The organism is Pseudomonas arsenicoxydans, assembly GCF_900103875.1.
Classification (GTDB): Bacteria; Pseudomonadota; Gammaproteobacteria; order Pseudomonadales; family Pseudomonadaceae; genus Aquipseudomonas; species Aquipseudomonas arsenicoxydans.
Genome location: NZ_LT629705.1, coordinates 6,419,706 through 6,436,975, shown reverse-complemented (window position 1 = coordinate 6,436,975; position 17,270 = coordinate 6,419,706). Strand labels below are relative to the sequence as shown.

The window sequence follows — 17,270 nt, the reverse complement described above, 5'->3', positions numbered from 1 at the left end:
CACTCCCTTCGCGGTTTGCATCAGAAGCGCCAGATCACGTCGATGAATGCGCGGTGCATGTAGGAATCGACTTCTTTGCCATAGGCATCGCCCGGCTTGAACACGCCGCCACGGAAGCGCACGAGGGCCGATGGCTCATCGATCGACTGGCTCAACGCGGCAGGCAGCAAGCCTTGCTTGAAGTACTTGGTGACGACCAGGTCCATCTCCTGACCGAGGTCTTTTTCGCCATCGTTCAGCGGCAGGGACGTGGTGGAGAGAATCGCGCCGGTAGGGTCGGTGTTGTCCTCGACCGCATTGATGCCGTTGCTGCCAACCGGCTTGTTGCCGTCGACGCGCCAGAATTTGTGGTAGATCAGGCTGGCGTCGTATTCGTCGTTGAGCATCCACGAACCAAACAGGGTGGCGGTCTGCATGTTCTGCATTTCGCCACGGAAGGCTTCGCCGAAACGGTGAACCCGTGAGCGGGTACCGGTGTAGTTCGAGCGGTTGCTTTCCAGGCCGTTCTGTTCGTACTCGGCGCTGGCGCGGGCATAGGCTGCACCGACTTGCCATTGCGGATCGAGGCGCAGACGCACGCCGACATCCGTGGCCCAGCCATTGAGGTCTTGACCACGTTTGGCTTCGGTCGGAGGCGTGCCGTTGGCGTTCAGCGGGTTGACCGTGTCGGTGTCGCCGCTCATGCCGGTGATGCTGCCCCAGTAATTGACGGTGTTGGTGTTGCGCCAGTTGTAGGCGTCACTGTCGGCGGTCAGGCCCAGCCAGGTGAGATCGCCGTTCTGTTTCTTGTCCAGCGAATCGGTGGGTACGCCCGGTTCCGGGTAGTCGAGCTTGCCGTCATCGTGGGTGTGATGAGCGCGAACGCCCGCCCAGTTGCCCGGTGTCCACTGATACTCGGCATCGGCGTAGACGTGCAGGCGATCCTTGTCTTTTGGAGCCAGCTCCGTTAGGTCGGTGCGGTACTCGCTGAAGCGTTCGGCGACACCCATGTTGGCGCGCAACAGGGTGGTGTCGAAGGTCCAGTTCAGGGCTTCGATGTTGGTGTCGCGCCATTGGCCGTCGGCGTTGTGCAGGCGTTGACGGCCGAGCTTCAGCATCTCGCCGGGATACGGCGTGAGGCCGCTGTAGCCGACCCAGAATTCACGCATCGCCAGGTAGTTTTTCTTGGTCTTGCGATCACCGCTGGTGGTCGGCGTGGTGCCGTCGCTGGCGGTCCCTTGCAAGGTGTCCGTTTCGATGATGTCGGTGGCGGTCACGGCCTGGCCCATGGCGTAGGCGCTCCACGCGCCGCTCTCGCCATAGATCCATGGACGCAGGTCGAGGCCGACGCCGTTGACGTCGCCGCCGCTCTGGGTGCCGAGGTCGCTGTCAGCTTCGGACTGGCCGGTAACTTTCACTTCGAGGCCGAAGTTTTTGGTTTCAGTGATCGCGGCCAGTGTCGGGCAAGACCAGATCAGCGCGAACGTCAGGCCGATGCCGGCCTTCATGAATGGATTCAACTTCATAGGGATTCCTCGCCGTCTTCTTCTTGCAGGGCATGCATTTCCAGCGTGTTCTGACTCAAGGAACCACGAACGGCCTGTTCTTGTTTCAACAGGCGTTGGGCCTCGGCGAGCTGGGCAGGCGGCAGTTGGGCTTCAAGTGTTGTTGCAAGCTCGGTGGCTTGCGGGGTGTCCTGAGCCTTGGCCAATTGGCTGAAGACATAGGCGTTAAGCGGGTTGGGCTTGGTGCCACGGCCTTGGGAGAACAATTGGGCAATGGCGAAATCGGCGCTGTTCTGGCCGTTACGCGCGGCCTTGAGCAGGTGGTCCAGCGCTTTTTGCGAATAGACCTTGCCCAGGTAACCACGACGGTAGATCTGGCCGAGGTAGTAATCGGCGGCCACTTCTTTGTCGACGGCTTTCTGGAAATGTTCTTCGGCGACTTTGGCGTCGGCCGGGACCCATTTGCCTTCGTAGTACAACTTGCCGAGCAGCAATTCGGCGCGCGGCTGGTCGGCGGCACGGCCGTTGTTCAGGTACTTCATCATCGTGTCGACGTCGCCCAGTTCCGGGAAGTCGTAAAGCAATTGCGCCAGGCTGACCCAGGAAGCGGGGTAGCCCGGAGCAATGCCTTCGAGCAGCGACTGAGCGGTTTTTTCGTCGGTCTTGCCCAGGGTTGTATCGCCGAGCACGCGAGCGACGCTGTCGACGCGCTGAGCGGAAACGGTGCCATGGGCATGAGCCGCTTGCATCTGCTTGATCAGCTCGGCTTGCTTCTCTGGCTTGGCCTGTTTCTGGTAAACGGTGGCCAGTTCGACGTAGCAGATGTCGGTGGTGTTCAACGCGGCTTTGCAGATGCTTTCGACTTCGTCCAGGTGCTGGTCGTAAGTGCCTTGGGTGCGATAGAGCAGCACTTGGGCCAGACCCGCTTCCGGCTTGCCTTCGGCGCGCCATTGGCTGATCTGCTTTTGTGCGTTGACGTTCGGGAAACTGTGCGGGTATTGCAGGTACAGCATGGCCAGCGGGATCAGCGTATTGCCTTCGCCATTGGCCGAAGCTTTTTTCAACAGGCCTTCGGCTTCGTGCTGTTCGGCCTCGGTGGAACCGGGCTTGGCCACCAGCAGACGGCCGAGGCGAGCCTGGGCCCGCGGCGAGACATCGGCCGCGGCGCGATAAGTCGCCTCGGCCAGCTTGATCTGCGCCGGGTCATGGCTGTCGACCTGGATATCGGCGAGGCCTACTTGAGCTTCGCTGTAGCCCAGGTCGGCCAGTTGCTTGTAGTTCTGCTGCGCCAGCGCGGTGTCGCCGCGCTTGAGGGCTTCATTGGCCAGACGCTGGTCGGGCAGGCCGGCGCAACCGGCCAGGCTCACGGCCAGAGCGATTGCGCACAGTGAACCCATGTGGGAGCGAAGGCCACGGCTCGGTGCATCAGACAAACCGAGGCGACCCTTCCACTGGGTTTGCGGTGTTGTGAGGATAGTCGGAGTCGTCACGGGCATGTCCTCTGCTTAAAGACCGGAAGCCATGGCTTTGTCGATCAGCCAGTTCAGGTTCGGGCCACGATCGCTGTTCACTTCAACCGGGCGACCGGCGAACTTGCTGTCCAGCGGCTCGTCAGGCTGAATCAGGACGCGAATGTCGGACGACAGGTCGGCGCTTTTCAGGCTGGTGCTGCTGACGATCTTGCCGGTGCGGGACTTGTTTTCGCCGGCGATCTGGAAGCGCACCGAGCTGCCTGGCAGCACGTCGCCGAACTGGCGATAGGAGAAGCGGGCTTCTACGTTGGCTTCGCTGTTACGCGGCACCAGTTGGAAGATCACGTCGCCTTTGCTGGCGTACTGACCGTTGGCGACCATTTGTTGCGCCACGGTGCAATCGCACGGCGAGGTCAGGGTGCCGGTCATTTGCTTGCCGAACAGCTCTTCAACCTTGGCCGGTTGCAGCTGGTCTTCGTCCAGATGGCCTTTGAGTACGTCGAGCATGCTGGTGCTGAAGGTCGCCAGTGGCGCGCCTTTGGCAGCAACACCGTCAGCCTTGATCAGGCTTTGCACGGTGCCGTCACGCGGCATGGTGATGTTCATGCCCTGCACGCTGACAAGGCCTGCCTGTGCGTGGCTGATGAAGTACATGCCATACACCGACTTGAAGATGAAACCGAACGCTGCCAGACCGACGAGGAAAATCGCCAGGCTGAAGGTCACTGCACGCAGACGACCGAACGCGGTCATGCCGTGGCCGCCATCCTTGACCTTGCGCGCCTTGGTGAAGTTATCGCGCTGCAGGGTCGCCAGCACTTCACCCATGCTGACGATGTCGCCGGCCAGGTGAGAGGTGATCAGGTGGCGCAGGGTCGAGATGTCTTGCGGTTCCAGGTTCTGGAACTGGCAACCGACACGGCCGGTCGGGCGGTCGATGGAGCGCACTTGCAGCTCCACGTCCATGGCCAGGCCGAGGTTGTCGATGACGAATTGCAGGCGAGCCTTGTACACGTCGCCGATCTTCAGTGGCAGCTGACCGGCGTTGAAAGCCAGGCCGCCAGCGGAGAGGTCGATCACTCGAGCTTCCATCGGGGTCCGGTCAGGACCGAAGAAGCGCAGCTTGGCCGGAATTTTCACTCGGGCGTGTTGGCGCTGGGCTTCTGACTCATGCACTACGTTGGCGTTGACGGCGGTATTCATATGGGCGATTTCCTAGTTAATTCAGGCGAGTTCGGTCAGACCATCATCAGCAGCACGGCAACAAAAATGCTGCCGGCGGAGAAGGTCATGGTCCGAGACGACCAGGTGTTGAACCAACGTTGAAAGCTGGCGAGATCACGGGTCAATTTGGTGTCCTGGCGGGTCCAGGATTGTTGGTCGAGGCGGAAGAACACGTAGATCTTCACCAGTGCGCCGACGATCTGGTTGTAATAGAGAATGGCCGGGTAGGCCGGGCCGATCCGGTGACCGGAGCAGGACAGCAGCAGGGTCAGGATCAGGCGCGTAATGCCGATCCACAGCAGGTAAACCAGGATGAACGCGGTGCCGTACTTGAAGCTGGCAATGATCGCCACCGTCAGGCCCAGCAGCGAGGTCCACATCGACACGCGCTGATCGAACAGCACCACCGAGGTGAACAGGCCGAGACGTTTCATACCCAGGCCCAAGGCGCGGGAGTTCTGGCGCAGGTTGTTGCCGTACCAGCGGAACATCAATTTGCGACTGGCCTTGATGAAGCTTTTTTCCGGCGGGTGTTCCACGGTGTGGATCGCGGCATCCGGCACGTAGAACGTGTCGTAGCCCAGACGCATCAAGCTGAACCAGCTCGACTTGTCGTCACCGGTCAGGAACTTGAAGCGGCCCAGGCGCCAGTGTTGCAGCGAGTCGCTTTCCACGTCGGCGATGAAGTCCGGGTCGGTAACGACCGTCGCGCGAAATACCGACATCCGGCCGGTCATCGTCAGTACGCGTTTGGACAGGGCCATCGAGCACATGTTGATGTGGCGCTGGGCGAATCGCAGTTTGTGCCATTCGGCCATGACGTAGCCGCCGCGCACTTCGCAGAACTCGTTGGTGGTCAGGCCGCCGACGTTGCCGAACAGCTGGAACCACGGCACGGTCTTGAGCACAACGCCGGGGGCGAGCACGGTGTCGCCATCGATCACGGCCACTACAGCGCGGTCATCCGGCAAGTGGCGGGAGATAGCGCGGAAACCGTAGGCCAGGCCATCGCGTTTGCCGGTGCCGGGAATGCGCACGAAATCGAGCTTGACCCGATCCGGTGGATTCATCCGGGCCCAAAGGCTTTTCACCAACAGCTCATCGGACATTTCGACGATGGAGCAGACCATGGTGGCGGGCAGGCCGCAGTCAATCGCTTCGCGGATAACCGAGCTGTACACCTGCGCCGTGGTCAGCGCGTCGATGCGAAAACTGGTCACCATCAAATAGACATGAGACGGGTTTGCCGCTGCACCCAGCTTGCGCACTTTGCGCCGCAGGTGCGGATAAACCACGTACAGAAACAGCATCCCGCGCAGAAAGTGCGTGGCACCCATCGAGTAACGCCAGATCCCGATGAAGCCGATCAGGAAGATAAAGTCCTTCGACTCGGAGTCGAACGTGGACGTAGGCAACACCATGGCGATGCCCATCAGTAAACTTAGGTAAAACAGCCAACCGGCGGCCTGAAGTAGGCCGTGCTTTAGCCTGTGCATAATCTGCATCCGTCTCTATCTCGGGCGAGCCTGTGGGGTGGCCCGATGGGGTTAAGGCAGGCGAAAAAGCCGGGAGGGTTTGCAGTCTCGTCGAGCGCCGCAAACCCTCCCGATACCGCTTGTTACCAGCAGATGCCTTCAGTCCGGCCACTCACGCTGGTGGCTTTGGACATGAAACCGACCAGGTCGACCACTTGCTTGCCGTGTGGAGCTTCCAGCGCCAGGGCGCGGAATTTCTCGTCACGGTTGCCAAGGATGATCACGTCGGAGTTGGCGATCACATCGTCGAAGTCCGAGTTGAGCAAGGACGAGACGTGAGGGATCTTCGACTCGATGTAATCCTTGTTCGCGCCGTGTACACGGGCGTATTCGACGTTGCTGTCGTAGATGCTCAGGTCGTAACCCTTGCCGATCAGCATTTCCGCCAGATCAACCAGCGGGCTTTCGCGCAGGTCATCGGTGCCGGCCTTGAAGCTCAAGCCGAGCAGGGCGACTTTGCGTTTGTCGTGGCTGGAAACGATGTCGAAGGCGTTCTGCACCTGGGACTCGTTACTGCGCATCAGCGAGTTGAGCAGCGGCGATTCCACGTCCAGGGCACCGGCGCGGTAGGTCAGGGCGCGCACGTCTTTGGGCAGGCACGAACCGCCGAACGCGAAACCTGGGCGCATGTAGTACTGGGACAGGTTCAGAGTTTTGTCCTGGCAGACCACTTCCATCACTTCGCGACCGTCGACGCCGCACGCCTTGGCGATGTTGCCGATCTCGTTGGCAAAGGTCACCTTGGTGGCGTGCCACACGTTGCAGGTGTACTTGATCATCTCGGCGACAGCGATGTCCTTGCGGATGATCGGTGCGTCGAGCTCTTCGTACAGCGATTGCAGGACGTCGCCCGAAGCTTTGTCGAACTCGCCGATGACGGTCATTGGCGGCAGGTCGTAGTCGGCGATCGCGGTGCTTTCACGCAGGAACTCAGGGTTCACTGCAACACCGAAGTCGACACCGGCTTTTTTGCCGGAGCAATCTTCGAGGATCGGGATGACAACGTTTGCGACAGTGCCCGGCAGTACGGTGCTGCGAACCACAATGGTGTGGCGGGTGGTTTTGTCACGCAGGACAAAACCGATCTCGCGGCACACGGCTTCGATGTAGTTCAGTTCCAGGTCGCCGTTCTTCTTGCTCGGCGTACCGACGCAGATCATCGACAGGTCGGTGTCACGAATCGCTTCGGCGAAGTTGGTCGTGCCGCGCAGTTTGCCTGTCGCGATACCCTTCTGCAGAAGTTCGCCCAGACCCGGTTCAACGATGGGCGATTTGCCAGCGTTGATCATATCGATTTTGTCTTTGGCAACATCGACGCCAATGACGTCATGGCCCCGTGCAGACAGGCAACCGGCACAGACTGCGCCGACGTAACCCAAACCAAATATGCTGATGCGCATCGCAATTACCTCAGTGTTTTATCAAGCCATTACATGGCCGGAGTTAATGGTGTTCAGCGGTCATAGTGCACGCGCAAGTGCGGCTTATAGGCGCCACAATGCCGCGTGCAGGCATACAAAGTTCCGAGTGTCTAAATAAGAGCACTCAAAGTGTGCGCAACTAGGCCTTATTATTCTGATGTGCCCTGTTATGCAGCCGGTCTTCCAGTCAGAAGACAATGTGCAAAGGTCTTGCGCGCTCAATGCCAGGCTGTGAGGCCCGTAAATCAAGCGGTTGAGTGCTCAGGCGAGCACGTTTATAGGGGCGCAGCCTTGGCCTTGAAAGGGGATAGTCATATGCGTATCTCCTGTCCTTAATACGTTGCTCAAATCAGAGATCAGCCTGCAGAAGTTAATATGACAACTTCGCTACGTGGATCTCTTCTCTGCGTAAGTTATCTCGTACACGTCTTGAGATAATCGTTACCGGTGGTATGAGCTACGCATTTGGACATAGTTCCTGTCCGCCCATCACGATTTCTGAAATTTCTTGAAATATTGAAAAAGATGGCACTGCTTTCACACTGATATCAATGTCGGTTTGGCCCTTTATATATTGGCTAATTCTAGGGTCTGGTAGTTTTGTGCCACTACTGAAAAAAAATTTCAGTGCCACTACTGAAAAAAATCATTGAAGTCGAGTGAAACAAAAGTTAGAAAAGGAAGTGTTGGTTTTTTGGCGTCAAGAGGTCGACGAATAAGGCGGGGGATTGTTAGACGATCAAGCATCGGCGCACGACTGTTTTGCAAGTCGTGCACCGATCAAGTGCTTACTCTGAAGCGTGGTTGCGCAGGAATACCAGATTGTCCGGTTTAGACTGTTCGGCGCTGTACCGATAGCCTTCAATATCAAACTGTTTCAGGTCTGCTGGATCGTTGATCCGCTCTTCAATGACGAAACGGCTCATCATGCCGCGCGCCTTTTTCGCATAGAAGCTGATGATCTTGTATTGGCCGTTCTTCCAGTCCTTGAACTCGGTATTGACGATGCGCGCGTTCAGGGCGCTGCGCTTGACCGCCGAGAAGTACTCGTTGGAGGCCAGGTTCAGCAGCACGTCATCGTCCTGATCGGCCAGGGCTTCGTTCAGCCATTCGCTGATTCGCGTGCCCCAGAAGGCATACAAGTCCTTGCCGCGGGCATTCGCCAGTTTGGTGCCCATTTCCAGACGATACGGTTGCATCAGGTCCAGCGGGCGCAGCAGGCCGTAGAGGCCGGACAACATGCGCAAATGCTGTTGGGCGTAATCGAAATCGGCTTCGCTGAAGGTTTGTGCGTTCAACCCGGTGTAAACATCACCCTTGAAGGCCAGCAATGCCTGTTTGGCGTTGTCCGGGGTGAAGGCCGGGGTCCAGCTGCCGAAACGCGCTGCGTTGAGCCCACCGATCTTGTCGGAGACGTGCATCAACTCGCTGATCTGTGCGGGCGTCAGGTCGCGCAGTTGCAAAATCAGCTCCTGGGAATGATCGAGGTATTGCGGTTGGGTGAAACGCTGGGTGGCCGGCGGTGTTTCGTAATCGAGGGTCTTGGCGGGGGAAATCACCATCAGCATGAAGTCGTCTCCTTTAATCGTGGGGGCGATTCTAGGGGGTTGGGCCGGTTGACTCCAGCTATGGGTGTCATAGGTGATCGGTGGTGTCATGGGACAAGATCGCAGCCTCGTTGCACTCGACAGCTCCTACATGGGGCGGTGTAAGCCTGTAGGAGCTGTCGAGTGCAACGAGGCTGCGATCTTTTGATCCTCCCGCGATATAGTGCCGCGCGGGTTTTGTTATGGAGACATCCCATTGCGTATCGTTTTTCTATTCTCGGCCTGGCTCTTGAGTTTCGGCGCCATGGCGGCACCAGGCGACGTGGCGACACTTGATCGCAGCACCTGGCCTGAACAGCTCAACAACCCGACGCTGTTCGATGTCGCTTCGCGCGCTGAGATCCTCATGTTTGCGCGCGTGCTGCTGGCCAGCGAATCGCTGGATGAACCGGCGCTGGCCCAGCGCCTGGGGCTGCGCACGGTCAACCTCGAATCGGTCAACAACCTGCGCCAGCGCCTGTGGCAGCGCCTGCTCGCCAACTACAACTTCGCCCAGCGCAGTTGCGATCAGGATGCCTCGTTCTGTTTCCTGGTCGAAGACATGGACACCCTGCGCCAGCAAGCGGCCAAGTTCCAGGTCAGCGATGATAGCTATTACATCAAGTGGTCCGAGCCGAGCCGGTTGTTCCATGCCCAGTACCTTGACGAACAGTTGCGCAAGGCGGCGCTGTTCCCACAGGTCAGCAGTGAAGTCGATCGTTTTGGCGACTATGAGCGAAACGGCGACGAGATGCATGATCGCCTGTTTTTGCTGACGTTCGACAGTGCCGCCAATGTCATGCCGGACAACACCGACTGGGTTGCGCAATACCTGCGCAAGGCGAACATGAGCGGTACGTTCTTCGTGCTGGGCAAGGATATTCAGACCCGTCTGGCCGAGCGCTCGGTGGCCGGTCTGCAAGCGACGTACTCCACGCAGTGCATCGGTGTGCAAGGCTGGGAGTTTCGCTCCCACAGCCATTGGCAGGACTGGCAGGATTCCGTGCGTCGTAGCGTCGAACTGGTCAAAAGCAAACTGCCGGAAAACTATGTACCGCTATTCCGCCCACCCGAGGGACAGCGGCGTTCGGATGCCGAAAGCTTCTTCAAGGCTCAGGGCTTGCAGGTGGCCTTATGGGATATCGATGCCCAGGACGGCGCCGGCAAGCTCAAGGGCAGCGCGAGCGCGCAACGCGTGTTGACGCTGATGCTGTTGTGGCGGCACGGGGTGATTAATTTCAATGTGAAGCAGGATGCAGTGAAAACGGCGATGCCCTGGCTCATCACGCAAACGGCGCAGAGCGGGATCGGTTGGGAGGACTGTCAGGACGCGTTTCGCTGAAACCGTAAAAAGCCCGCAATCATTGGGGAAGAGGGCCGGGCGGGGTAAATTTCGAGAAGATTTCGATGCAGGCGGACTTCCGACTTTAACGGGGTGATGGCAATCCGCCTAGTGCTATTGGTCACTCTGAAAAATAAACTTCAAAAAAACGTCAAAGTACTTTTTTCTGTCATGGGTTTTGGAGTATTACGAAGACAGACCGCCGAAACCTGCAGACAGGTGGCGTCTTCCAAGACCCCCATTTGTGTGCAGTTCACTTGAATCCTCGCAGGTGAATTCGGTGGCCACTTCGAGGCGCAGCACTGTCAAGGTATTGCGTCGACTGGCTCCCACAAAGGTGACCGAGTATGGATGATCACGGACGTAGTTCTTCCTCCAACCAGCCTATCCTTTATGTACTCGATACCAACGTATTGATTCACGATCCAAACGCCCTGCTTAACTTCGAAGAACACCACGTTGCCATCCCGATGACCGTGCTTGAGGAGCTGGACAAGCTCAAGAGCGGGCATCACAGCGTGGCCGCGGAATGCCGTCAGGCGATTCGCCTGATCGACAAGACGCTGGGTGATGCCAGCCCTGAAGACGTCGAACTGGGTGTGCCGATTCAGCGTGGCAAAAGTGGGCCCAAGGGTTTGCTGTCAATTCTGATGAGCAAGCGTGCCGAGCCAAACATCATTCTTCCGGAACACCTGAACGACAACATCATCATCAACCAGTTGATTGACCTGCACGCGCGTGAGCCCAATCTGCCCGTGGTGCTGGTCACCAAAGACATCAACATGCGCCTCAAGGCCCGGGCGTGCGGGATCGCGGCCGAGGACTACAGCACCGACCAACTGGTCGACGACGTATCGTTGCTGCCCAATGGTTATCACAACATGGACGGCTCCTTCTGGGATCGCGTGAAGAATGTCGAAACCCGTCAGGACCATGGTCGCACCTGGCATCAGGTGCAGCTGACCGACAACCTGCCGGCTGTGCATATCAATGAGTTCATTATCGACGAACAGGGGTTTGTCGGCTGGATCAAGGAGATTGAAGAAGACCGGCTGCTGATCCTCGACCTGCACCAGGAACCCCTGTTGCATCAGGAAGCCTGGGGCCTGAAACCGCGTGACATCTATCAAAGCCTGGCGCTGTATGCCTTGCTCGATCCGGATATCCACCTGGTCAACCTGACCGGTGCAGCAGGTTCCGGTAAAACCATCCTGGCCCTGGCGGCGGCGATTGAGCAGACCATGGTCAGTAAGCGCTACCGCCGGATCATCGCGACCCGTAGCGTGCAGGGCCTGGACCAGGAGATCGGTTTCCTGCCGGGCACCGAAGCGGAAAAAATGGAGCCTTGGTTGGGCGCCATCACCGATAACCTCGAAGCCTTGCACATGGATGACGAAAACACCCATGGCAGCGTCGATTACATCCTCAGCAAAGTGCCGTTGCAGTTCAAATCCCTCAACTACATTCGAGGACGCAGCTTCCAGCAAAGCCTGATTTTGATCGATGAATGCCAGAACCTGACGCCGCACCAGATGAAAACCATCATCACCCGTGCCGGCGCCGGTTCCAAAGTGGTGTGCCTGGGCAACCTGGCGCAAATCGACACCCCTTACCTGTCCGCGACCAGTTCCGGGCTGACGTACCTGACCGAGCGCTTCAAAGACTTCCCCAACGGTGTCCACATCACCCTGCAAGGGGTGCCTCGTTCGATTCTGGCCGAATACGCAGAGTCACACCTCTGAGCTGTAAGCTTTAAGCTGTAAGCCGCAAGTTTCAAGCGAACCAAGTGAACCTCACTTAGCGCTTGAAGCCTGCGGCTTTTGGCTGCTTAAATGCTTCATTCCATACCCGCAGCTAACGCGCTTTTAACTTGCCGCTTGTTGCTTGCCGCTTGCTGCTGCCTCAAGGAGGCCTAGTGCTGACTCATCTCGATTCCCAAGGTCGCGCCAATATGGTCGACGTCACCGAAAAAGCCGTGACGTTCCGTGAAGCGACGGCCCAAGCGCTGGTGCGCATGCTGCCCGCAACCCTGCAAATGATCGTCAGCGGCGGTCACCCCAAGGGCGATGTGTTCGCCGTGGCGCGCATCGCCGGCATCCAGGCTGCGAAGAAAACCAGCGATCTGATTCCCCTGTGCCATCCGCTGATGCTGACCGGCGTCAAAGTCGAACTCAGTGCCGAAGGCGACGACACCGTGCGCATCGTCGCGCGCTGCAAGTTGTCCGGGCAGACCGGCGTCGAGATGGAAGCGCTGACCGCTGCCAGCGTCGCCGCACTGACGATCTACGACATGTGCAAGGCTGTCGACCGGGGCATGACCATCGAGAGCGTGCGGCTGCTGGAAAAACTCGGCGGCAAGAGCGGCCATTTCCAGGCGGATCAGCCATGAACCTCACCGTGAAGTTTTTTGCCCGTTATCGCGAAGCGCTCGGCGTGGATTCGGTAAAGGTTGAAGGCGATTTCGCCACGGTCGACGACGTGCGCGCATTACTGGCCCAGCGTGACGGTGCCGAGGTGCTGAGCGAGCAGAACCTGATGTGCGCCCGTAACGAGGACCTCTGCCAGCTCGATGAACCGGTGGCTGACGGTGATGAAGTGGCGTTCTTTCCGACCGTGACCGGGGGCTGATCATGGCAATTCGCGTGCAGTCCACGGCATTCGATCCGGGTGCTGAAGTCAATGCGATGCACGCCGCCAATGTCGGCGTCGGCGCGGTGGTGAGTTTTGTCGGTTACGTGCGCGACTTCAATGACGGGCTCGACGTGGCCGGGATGTTCCTTGAGCACTACCCGGGCATGACCGAAAGGGCACTCGCCAAGATTGCCCTTGAGGCCGAGCAGCGTTGGCCGTTGCTCAAGCTTGAAGTGCTGCACCGGATCGGCGCCCTGGAGCCGGGCGAGCCGATCGTCTTCGTCGGCGCCGCCAGCGCCCACCGCCAGGCCGCGTTCGATGCCTGCGCCTTTGTCATGGACTACCTGAAAACCCGTGCGCCGTTCTGGAAGAAAGAAAACACCAGCGATGGCCCGCGTTGGGTTGAGGGGCGTGACAGCGATCATGCGGCAGCGGATCGCTGGAAGCAGTGATTCCTGCGGTGCCTGCAAGTACGTCTTCGCGGGCAAGCCCGCTCCCACAGATTATGTGAACAACGTAAAACCTGTGGGAGCGAGGCTTGCCCGCGAAGAGGCCATCACCAACACCAAACATCCCGATGACCCACCGCCCGACCACCGCCCGACCACCGGCCGGCACATCTTCATTTGCCCCAATTGACGACTTATACATAAAAGTCCAGTATGGAATTATAAGTACAAAAAAGGCATTTCCCGTTTCTGCTCTTTCTTCTGTCTTGCCAAACCAACAACAACCCGCGAGAGAACGAACATGAAGAAATTCCCCCTCATCACCGGTCTGGCGCTGAGTCTGTTGGCGTGCAGCTCTGTGTTCGCCGCTGACAAAACCCTGCGCATCGGCATCGAAGCCGCCTATCCGCCATTTGCCTCCAAAACCGACAAAGGCGAGATCGTGGGTTTCGACTATGACATCGGCAACGCCCTGTGCGCGCAGATGAAGGTCAAATGCGTGTGGGTCGAAGGCGAGTTCGACGGCCTGATTCCTTCGCTGAAAGTGAAGAAAATCGACATGGCGCTGTCGTCCATGACCATCAACGAAGACCGCAAGAAGTCGGTGGATTTCACCCACAAGTACTACTTCACTTCATCGCGCCTGGTGATGAAGGACGGCGCGGTTGTCGATGATCAATACGCCAGCCTCAAAGGCAAGACAGTGGGCGTTCAGCGTGCAACCACCACCGATCGTTACGCGACCGAGGTTTTCGAACCGAAGGGCATCAACGTCAAGCGCTACGGTAACAACGAAGAAATCTACATGGACCTGGCAGCAGGGCGCCTCGACGCCATTTTTGCCGACACCATTCCATTGAGTGACTTCCTGGCGATGCCGCGTGGCAAGGGCTATGCCTTTGTCGGGCCGGAACTCAAGGACCCGAAATACGTCGGTGAAGGTGCGGGGATTGCGGTACGCAAGGGCAATACCGAGTTGGTCAGTGAGCTGAACACCGCCATCGACGGCATTCGCGCGAGTGGTGAATACCAGAAGATTTCCGAGAAGTACTTCAAGTCCGACATCTACGGCGACTGATCAAAAAAGATCGCCGCCTCGCTTCACTCGACAGCTCCTAACAGCTGATGCGGCCCCTGTAGGAGCTGTCGAGTGAAGCGAGGCTGTGATCGTTTGATCTTCAGCCCTTCAATTCCTTCAAATGCTTGTAAACAGTCGCCCGCCCCATGTTCAGCACATTGGCCACATAGTTCGATGCGCTTTTCCCCTTGAAGGCCCCTTCGGCGTGCAGTGCCAGCACCAGTTCGCGTTTGTGGTCGCGTGTCAGCACGTTCAGGCTCAGCTGACGCTCGCGCAGCCAGGCGTGCAGGAACGTATTGATCCGCTCCTGCCAGTCATCGCGAAACAGTGAGTCCGGTTGCGGGATCAGCTTGCTTGGCGACAGGAACAGATCCAGCGCCGCTTTCGCGTTTTCGAACAGCGAAATATTCAGATTGATGCACAGCACCGCCAGCGGATGACCTTCGCTGTCGCGCAGCACGCTGCTCAGACTGCGAATCTTCTGACCATCCCAATTGAGCTTTTCGTACGGCCCGATGTTTCGTTCGCTGATGTCGTCGCTGAGCATGTCTTCCAGCGCGGCGTCATCGCCGACTTCCCGCTTGGACAGGTTGTTGGCGATGTAGTCGATCTTTTGCGTGCGCAGGTCGTGCAGCACCACCTCGGCATGGGGGAAGAACAGGGTGGCGATGGCATCGGCGATCGCCCGGTAATTGTCCAGGGCCAGGTCTTTTTCAGGTGCATTCATACGGTGGAGCTCCAGGCAGCGTCAGCGCCCTGCAAAAAGGGCGCTGGAAGTTTGCCGCAATCGTGCCGGCACGTCACCTGAGGCAAAGATTAGCCCAGGCGAGCGGGGGATAGCATCTGGGCATTCAGACCGAAACGAGCGAGCTGCTCGGGCAAGGCTTCGCCGCGTACCAGCGCCGCGCTGGCCTGGCCCATGGCCGGTGAAGTCTGGATGCCGTAACCGCCTTGTGCCGCAACCCAGAACAGCCCCGGCACTTGCGGATCGAAGCCGCTGATCAAATCGCCATCGCTGACGAAGCTGCGCAGGCCGGCCCAGGTGCGGGTCGGGCGGCGGATGGTCAAGGTGGTGGCTTCTTCGATCTGATAGATGCCCATGGCGATGTCCAGCTCTTCAGGCTGCACGTCGTGGGGCTCGACCGGGTCGGCATTGGCTGGCGAGCCGAGGAACATCCCGGCGTCGGGTTTCATGTAGAAGGATTCATCGAGGCTGACCAGCATCGGCCAATGGTGGATGTCCACGCCCTCGGGACCGGCGAAGATGAACGCCGCGCGCCGTTTCGGTTGCAGGCCCAACGGTTTGGCGCCGGCCAGCTCACCGATCTTGTCGGCCCACGCACCTGCGGCATTGATGATCATCGGCGCGGTGAAGGTCGTGCCGTTGGTTTGAACCTGCCACAGACCTGCAGCATCACGGCTCAGCCCCAGCACTTCGATGTCGGTGTGGACTTCGCCTTTGTTGCGACGGATGCCACGCAGATAACCCTGGTGCAGGGCATCGGTGTCGATGTCGCTGGCGGTCGGGTCGTAAATGGCACCGTGGACTTTTTCCCGGCGCAGGATCGGCAGGCGCGCGCAGGCTTCGTCGGCGTCAAGCAGTTGCATCTCCGGCACCGTGGCTTTGGCGCTCAGGTATTGATTGTTCAGTTCGGCCGGATCGCCGGTGAAGTCCACGGTCATTTCGCCGCGCGGGGTCAGCAGCGGGTGTTCGCAGAACCCGGTCGGCGGCGCGTCGAAGAACTCGCGACTGGCCTGGGTCAGCGCCCGCACCTGCGGAGTGCCATAGGCTGCGGTATAGAGTGCGGCGGAGCGTCCGGTGGAGTGATAGGCCGGGTGGGATTCGCGCTCGAGCACAATCACGCGGGCGTGCTGCGACAACCAGAAACCGGTGGAAGCACCGGCAATCCCGCCGCCGATGATGATGAAGTCTGCCTGGCTCATAAACGTCTCCTGTGGGGCGCAAATGCCAATGATAAAGAGGAACCCTGTGGGAGCCGGGCTTGCCCGCGATTGCATCACCGCGGTTGTGCCTGACAGACCGCGGCGCCTGAATCGCGGGCAAGCCCGCTCCCACAGGGATGGTGTCAGTGCTGTAGACGGTAAATGGCATTCGCCAGCGCGATGTCTTCCAGGCCCAGGCCGATGGAGCGGAAGAACACATGGCGATCGTAGTCGGGGCGTTGCACTTTTTCACTGAGCAAATCGGGCAAGTCGCCGATGATCAAGCGTTTGTCCCAGCCATGTTGTTCGCCGGCGATCAGCATTTCACCCGCCGAGCCTGGGGTGGTCAGGCGATAGTCGCAGAACACCTGCATGTCATTGAGGCTCTGCGGTGGCACTTCATGGGCTCGCGGCGCATTGGTGCTGATGGACGTGATCAGCGCTGGTTTGCTCAGGCTTGCCGGGTCGATCACCGGACCTGCGGACGAGGTGCAGAGCATGATGACATCCGCATCGTGAATGGCGGCTTCACGACTCTCGACGAGGGTGAGGCGTGGATCGAGGTTTTTGAGCTGTGCCAGTGCCTCGGAATCCAGTTCGCTCAATCCTGGCGAATAGAGGCTGATGCTCTGCCATTCACGCAGATCCTTGACGTAGTGCAGATGTGCCTGAGCCACCTTGCCGCTGCCGATAATCGCCAGGCGTTGTGCTTGCAGTGGGGCGAGAGCGTCGATGGCGACGGCGGTCGTCGCGGCCGTGCGAGCGGTGGTCAGCTCACCGGCATCGCACAGCAGCAGGGGTTGACCGGTCTGCATCGACATCAACAACGTCCAGGCAGTCACCAGCGAGCCCTGCTCGCGGACGATGTAAGGCGAAGTCTTGACCCCGTAGACGCCATCTTCGGCCAACACGCCCAAGTAGTTGATGAAATCACCGGCGCCTTGGGGGAACTCCACCAGTTGTTGTGCCGGTTGCACGGCTTGCCCGGCGGCCAGGTCGCGAAACAGTTTGCGCAGGATCTTCGGCACGTCCACCTGTGCCAACAGCTCGCGGGCTTGGGATTGGTTGATCACGTAGGGCGTACTGGACATGGTCGGCTCCGGG

The 17,270-nt window shown here is 59.0% G+C and carries 15 protein-coding genes; 6 read left to right on the top strand and 9 right to left on the bottom strand.

What is annotated here, in order from left to right:
- Positions 1–20: 20 nt before the first annotated feature.
- The 6 genes from BLQ41_RS30095 to yaaA form a co-directional block, all read right to left on the bottom strand.
- On the bottom strand, positions 21–1,505 hold the full coding sequence (locus tag BLQ41_RS30095; protein ID WP_090188169.1) for an alginate export family protein: 1,485 nt from the start codon (positions 1,503–1,505) through the stop codon (positions 21–23).
- Positions 1,502–2,980 carry an alginate biosynthesis TPR repeat lipoprotein AlgK gene (algK, locus tag BLQ41_RS30090; protein WP_269458070.1) on the bottom strand — a complete coding sequence of 493 codons (1,479 nt, stop codon included), beginning with the start codon at positions 2,978–2,980 and terminating at the stop codon, positions 1,502–1,504. Before algK ends, BLQ41_RS30095 begins: the two co-directional genes overlap by 4 nt.
- A gap of 9 nt (positions 2,981–2,989) precedes the next feature.
- Positions 2,990–4,159: an alginate biosynthesis protein Alg44 gene (locus tag BLQ41_RS30085; protein ID WP_090188165.1), complete on the bottom strand. Its 1,170-nt coding sequence runs from the start codon at positions 4,157–4,159 to the stop codon at positions 2,990–2,992.
- 35 nt (positions 4,160–4,194) lie between these two features.
- Positions 4,195–5,676, bottom strand: coding sequence for a mannuronan synthase (gene alg8, locus BLQ41_RS30080; RefSeq protein ID WP_408003487.1), 1,482 nt, complete (start codon positions 5,674–5,676; stop codon positions 4,195–4,197).
- Positions 5,677–5,798: 122 nt separating this feature from the next.
- On the bottom strand, positions 5,799–7,115 hold the full coding sequence (locus BLQ41_RS30075; protein ID WP_090188160.1) for a nucleotide sugar dehydrogenase: 1,317 nt from the start codon (positions 7,113–7,115) through the stop codon (positions 5,799–5,801).
- 809 nt (positions 7,116–7,924) lie between these two features.
- Positions 7,925–8,704 carry a peroxide stress protein YaaA gene (gene yaaA / locus BLQ41_RS30070; RefSeq protein ID WP_090188157.1) on the bottom strand — a complete coding sequence of 260 codons (780 nt, stop codon included), beginning with the start codon at positions 8,702–8,704 and terminating at the stop codon, positions 7,925–7,927.
- Between the two features lie 235 nt (positions 8,705–8,939).
- On the opposite strand from yaaA, the gene BLQ41_RS30065 reads away from it, so the two are divergent.
- The 6 genes from BLQ41_RS30065 (at position 8,940) to BLQ41_RS30040 (ending at position 14,222) form a co-directional block, all read left to right on the top strand.
- The gene (locus tag BLQ41_RS30065) at positions 8,940–10,064 is read left to right on the top strand and encodes a polysaccharide deacetylase family protein (RefSeq protein WP_090188154.1); all 1,125 of its coding nucleotides are present in this window, start codon (positions 8,940–8,942) and stop codon (positions 10,062–10,064) included.
- A 347-nt stretch (positions 10,065–10,411) separates the two neighbouring features.
- The gene (locus BLQ41_RS30060; RefSeq protein ID WP_090188150.1) at positions 10,412–11,806 is read left to right on the top strand and encodes a PhoH family protein; all 1,395 of its coding nucleotides are present in this window, start codon (positions 10,412–10,414) and stop codon (positions 11,804–11,806) included.
- A gap of 173 nt (positions 11,807–11,979) precedes the next feature.
- Positions 11,980–12,453 (top strand): cyclic pyranopterin monophosphate synthase MoaC, encoded by a 474-nt coding sequence (gene moaC, locus BLQ41_RS30055; protein ID WP_090188147.1) that lies wholly within the window; start codon positions 11,980–11,982, stop codon positions 12,451–12,453.
- On the top strand, positions 12,450–12,692 hold the full coding sequence (gene moaD, locus BLQ41_RS30050; protein WP_090188144.1) for a molybdopterin converting factor subunit 1: 243 nt from the start codon (positions 12,450–12,452) through the stop codon (positions 12,690–12,692). The genes moaC and moaD overlap by 4 nt, the downstream gene beginning before the upstream one ends.
- A gap of 2 nt (positions 12,693–12,694) precedes the next feature.
- Positions 12,695–13,147: a molybdopterin synthase catalytic subunit MoaE gene (moaE, locus tag BLQ41_RS30045; protein WP_090188141.1), complete on the top strand. Its 453-nt coding sequence runs from the start codon at positions 12,695–12,697 to the stop codon at positions 13,145–13,147.
- A gap of 298 nt (positions 13,148–13,445) precedes the next feature.
- Complete coding sequence (locus BLQ41_RS30040; RefSeq protein ID WP_090188137.1) at positions 13,446–14,222, top strand: ABC transporter substrate-binding protein; 777 nt, start codon at positions 13,446–13,448, stop codon at positions 14,220–14,222.
- 100 nt (positions 14,223–14,322) lie between these two features.
- On the opposite strand, the gene BLQ41_RS30035 is transcribed toward BLQ41_RS30040, so the two are convergent.
- From BLQ41_RS30035 to BLQ41_RS30025, 3 genes are all read right to left on the bottom strand, one after another.
- Positions 14,323–14,949, bottom strand: a complete 627-nt coding sequence (locus BLQ41_RS30035; protein WP_090188135.1) for a helix-turn-helix transcriptional regulator — start codon at positions 14,947–14,949, stop codon at positions 14,323–14,325.
- A gap of 89 nt (positions 14,950–15,038) precedes the next feature.
- On the bottom strand, positions 15,039–16,166 hold the full coding sequence (locus BLQ41_RS30030; protein ID WP_090188133.1) for an NAD(P)/FAD-dependent oxidoreductase: 1,128 nt from the start codon (positions 16,164–16,166) through the stop codon (positions 15,039–15,041).
- Positions 16,167–16,309: 143 nt separating this feature from the next.
- The gene (locus BLQ41_RS30025) at positions 16,310–17,257 is read right to left on the bottom strand and encodes an ornithine cyclodeaminase family protein (protein ID WP_090188130.1); all 948 of its coding nucleotides are present in this window, start codon (positions 17,255–17,257) and stop codon (positions 16,310–16,312) included.
- Positions 17,258–17,270: the final 13 nt, after the last annotated feature.

What these genes read in the sequence shown, in the direction of transcription:
- BLQ41_RS30095 (WP_090188169.1), bottom strand. Translation starts at nt 1,505, where the DNA reads ATGAAGTTGAATCCATTCATGAAGGCCGGCATCGGCCTGACGTTCGCG.
- algK (WP_269458070.1), bottom strand. Translation starts at nt 2,980, where the DNA reads ATGCCCGTGACGACTCCGACTATCCTCACAACACCGCAAACCCAGTGG.
- BLQ41_RS30085 (WP_090188165.1), bottom strand. Translation starts at nt 4,159, where the DNA reads ATGAATACCGCCGTCAACGCCAACGTAGTGCATGAGTCAGAAGCCCAG.
- alg8 (WP_408003487.1), bottom strand. Translation starts at nt 5,676, where the DNA reads ATGCACAGGCTAAAGCACGGCCTACTTCAGGCCGCCGGTTGGCTGTTT.
- BLQ41_RS30075 (WP_090188160.1), bottom strand. Translation starts at nt 7,115, where the DNA reads ATGCGCATCAGCATATTTGGTTTGGGTTACGTCGGCGCAGTCTGTGCC.
- yaaA (WP_090188157.1), bottom strand. Translation starts at nt 8,704, where the DNA reads ATGCTGATGGTGATTTCCCCCGCCAAGACCCTCGATTACGAAACACCG.
- BLQ41_RS30060 (WP_090188150.1), top strand. Translation starts at nt 10,412, where the DNA reads ATGGATGATCACGGACGTAGTTCTTCCTCCAACCAGCCTATCCTTTAT.
- moaD (WP_090188144.1), top strand. Translation starts at nt 12,450, where the DNA reads ATGAACCTCACCGTGAAGTTTTTTGCCCGTTATCGCGAAGCGCTCGGC.
- moaE (WP_090188141.1), top strand. Translation starts at nt 12,695, where the DNA reads ATGGCAATTCGCGTGCAGTCCACGGCATTCGATCCGGGTGCTGAAGTC.
- BLQ41_RS30040 (WP_090188137.1), top strand. Translation starts at nt 13,446, where the DNA reads ATGAAGAAATTCCCCCTCATCACCGGTCTGGCGCTGAGTCTGTTGGCG.
- BLQ41_RS30035 (WP_090188135.1), bottom strand. Translation starts at nt 14,949, where the DNA reads ATGAATGCACCTGAAAAAGACCTGGCCCTGGACAATTACCGGGCGATC.
- BLQ41_RS30030 (WP_090188133.1), bottom strand. Translation starts at nt 16,166, where the DNA reads ATGAGCCAGGCAGACTTCATCATCATCGGCGGCGGGATTGCCGGTGCT.
- BLQ41_RS30025 (WP_090188130.1), bottom strand. Translation starts at nt 17,257, where the DNA reads ATGTCCAGTACGCCCTACGTGATCAACCAATCCCAAGCCCGCGAGCTG.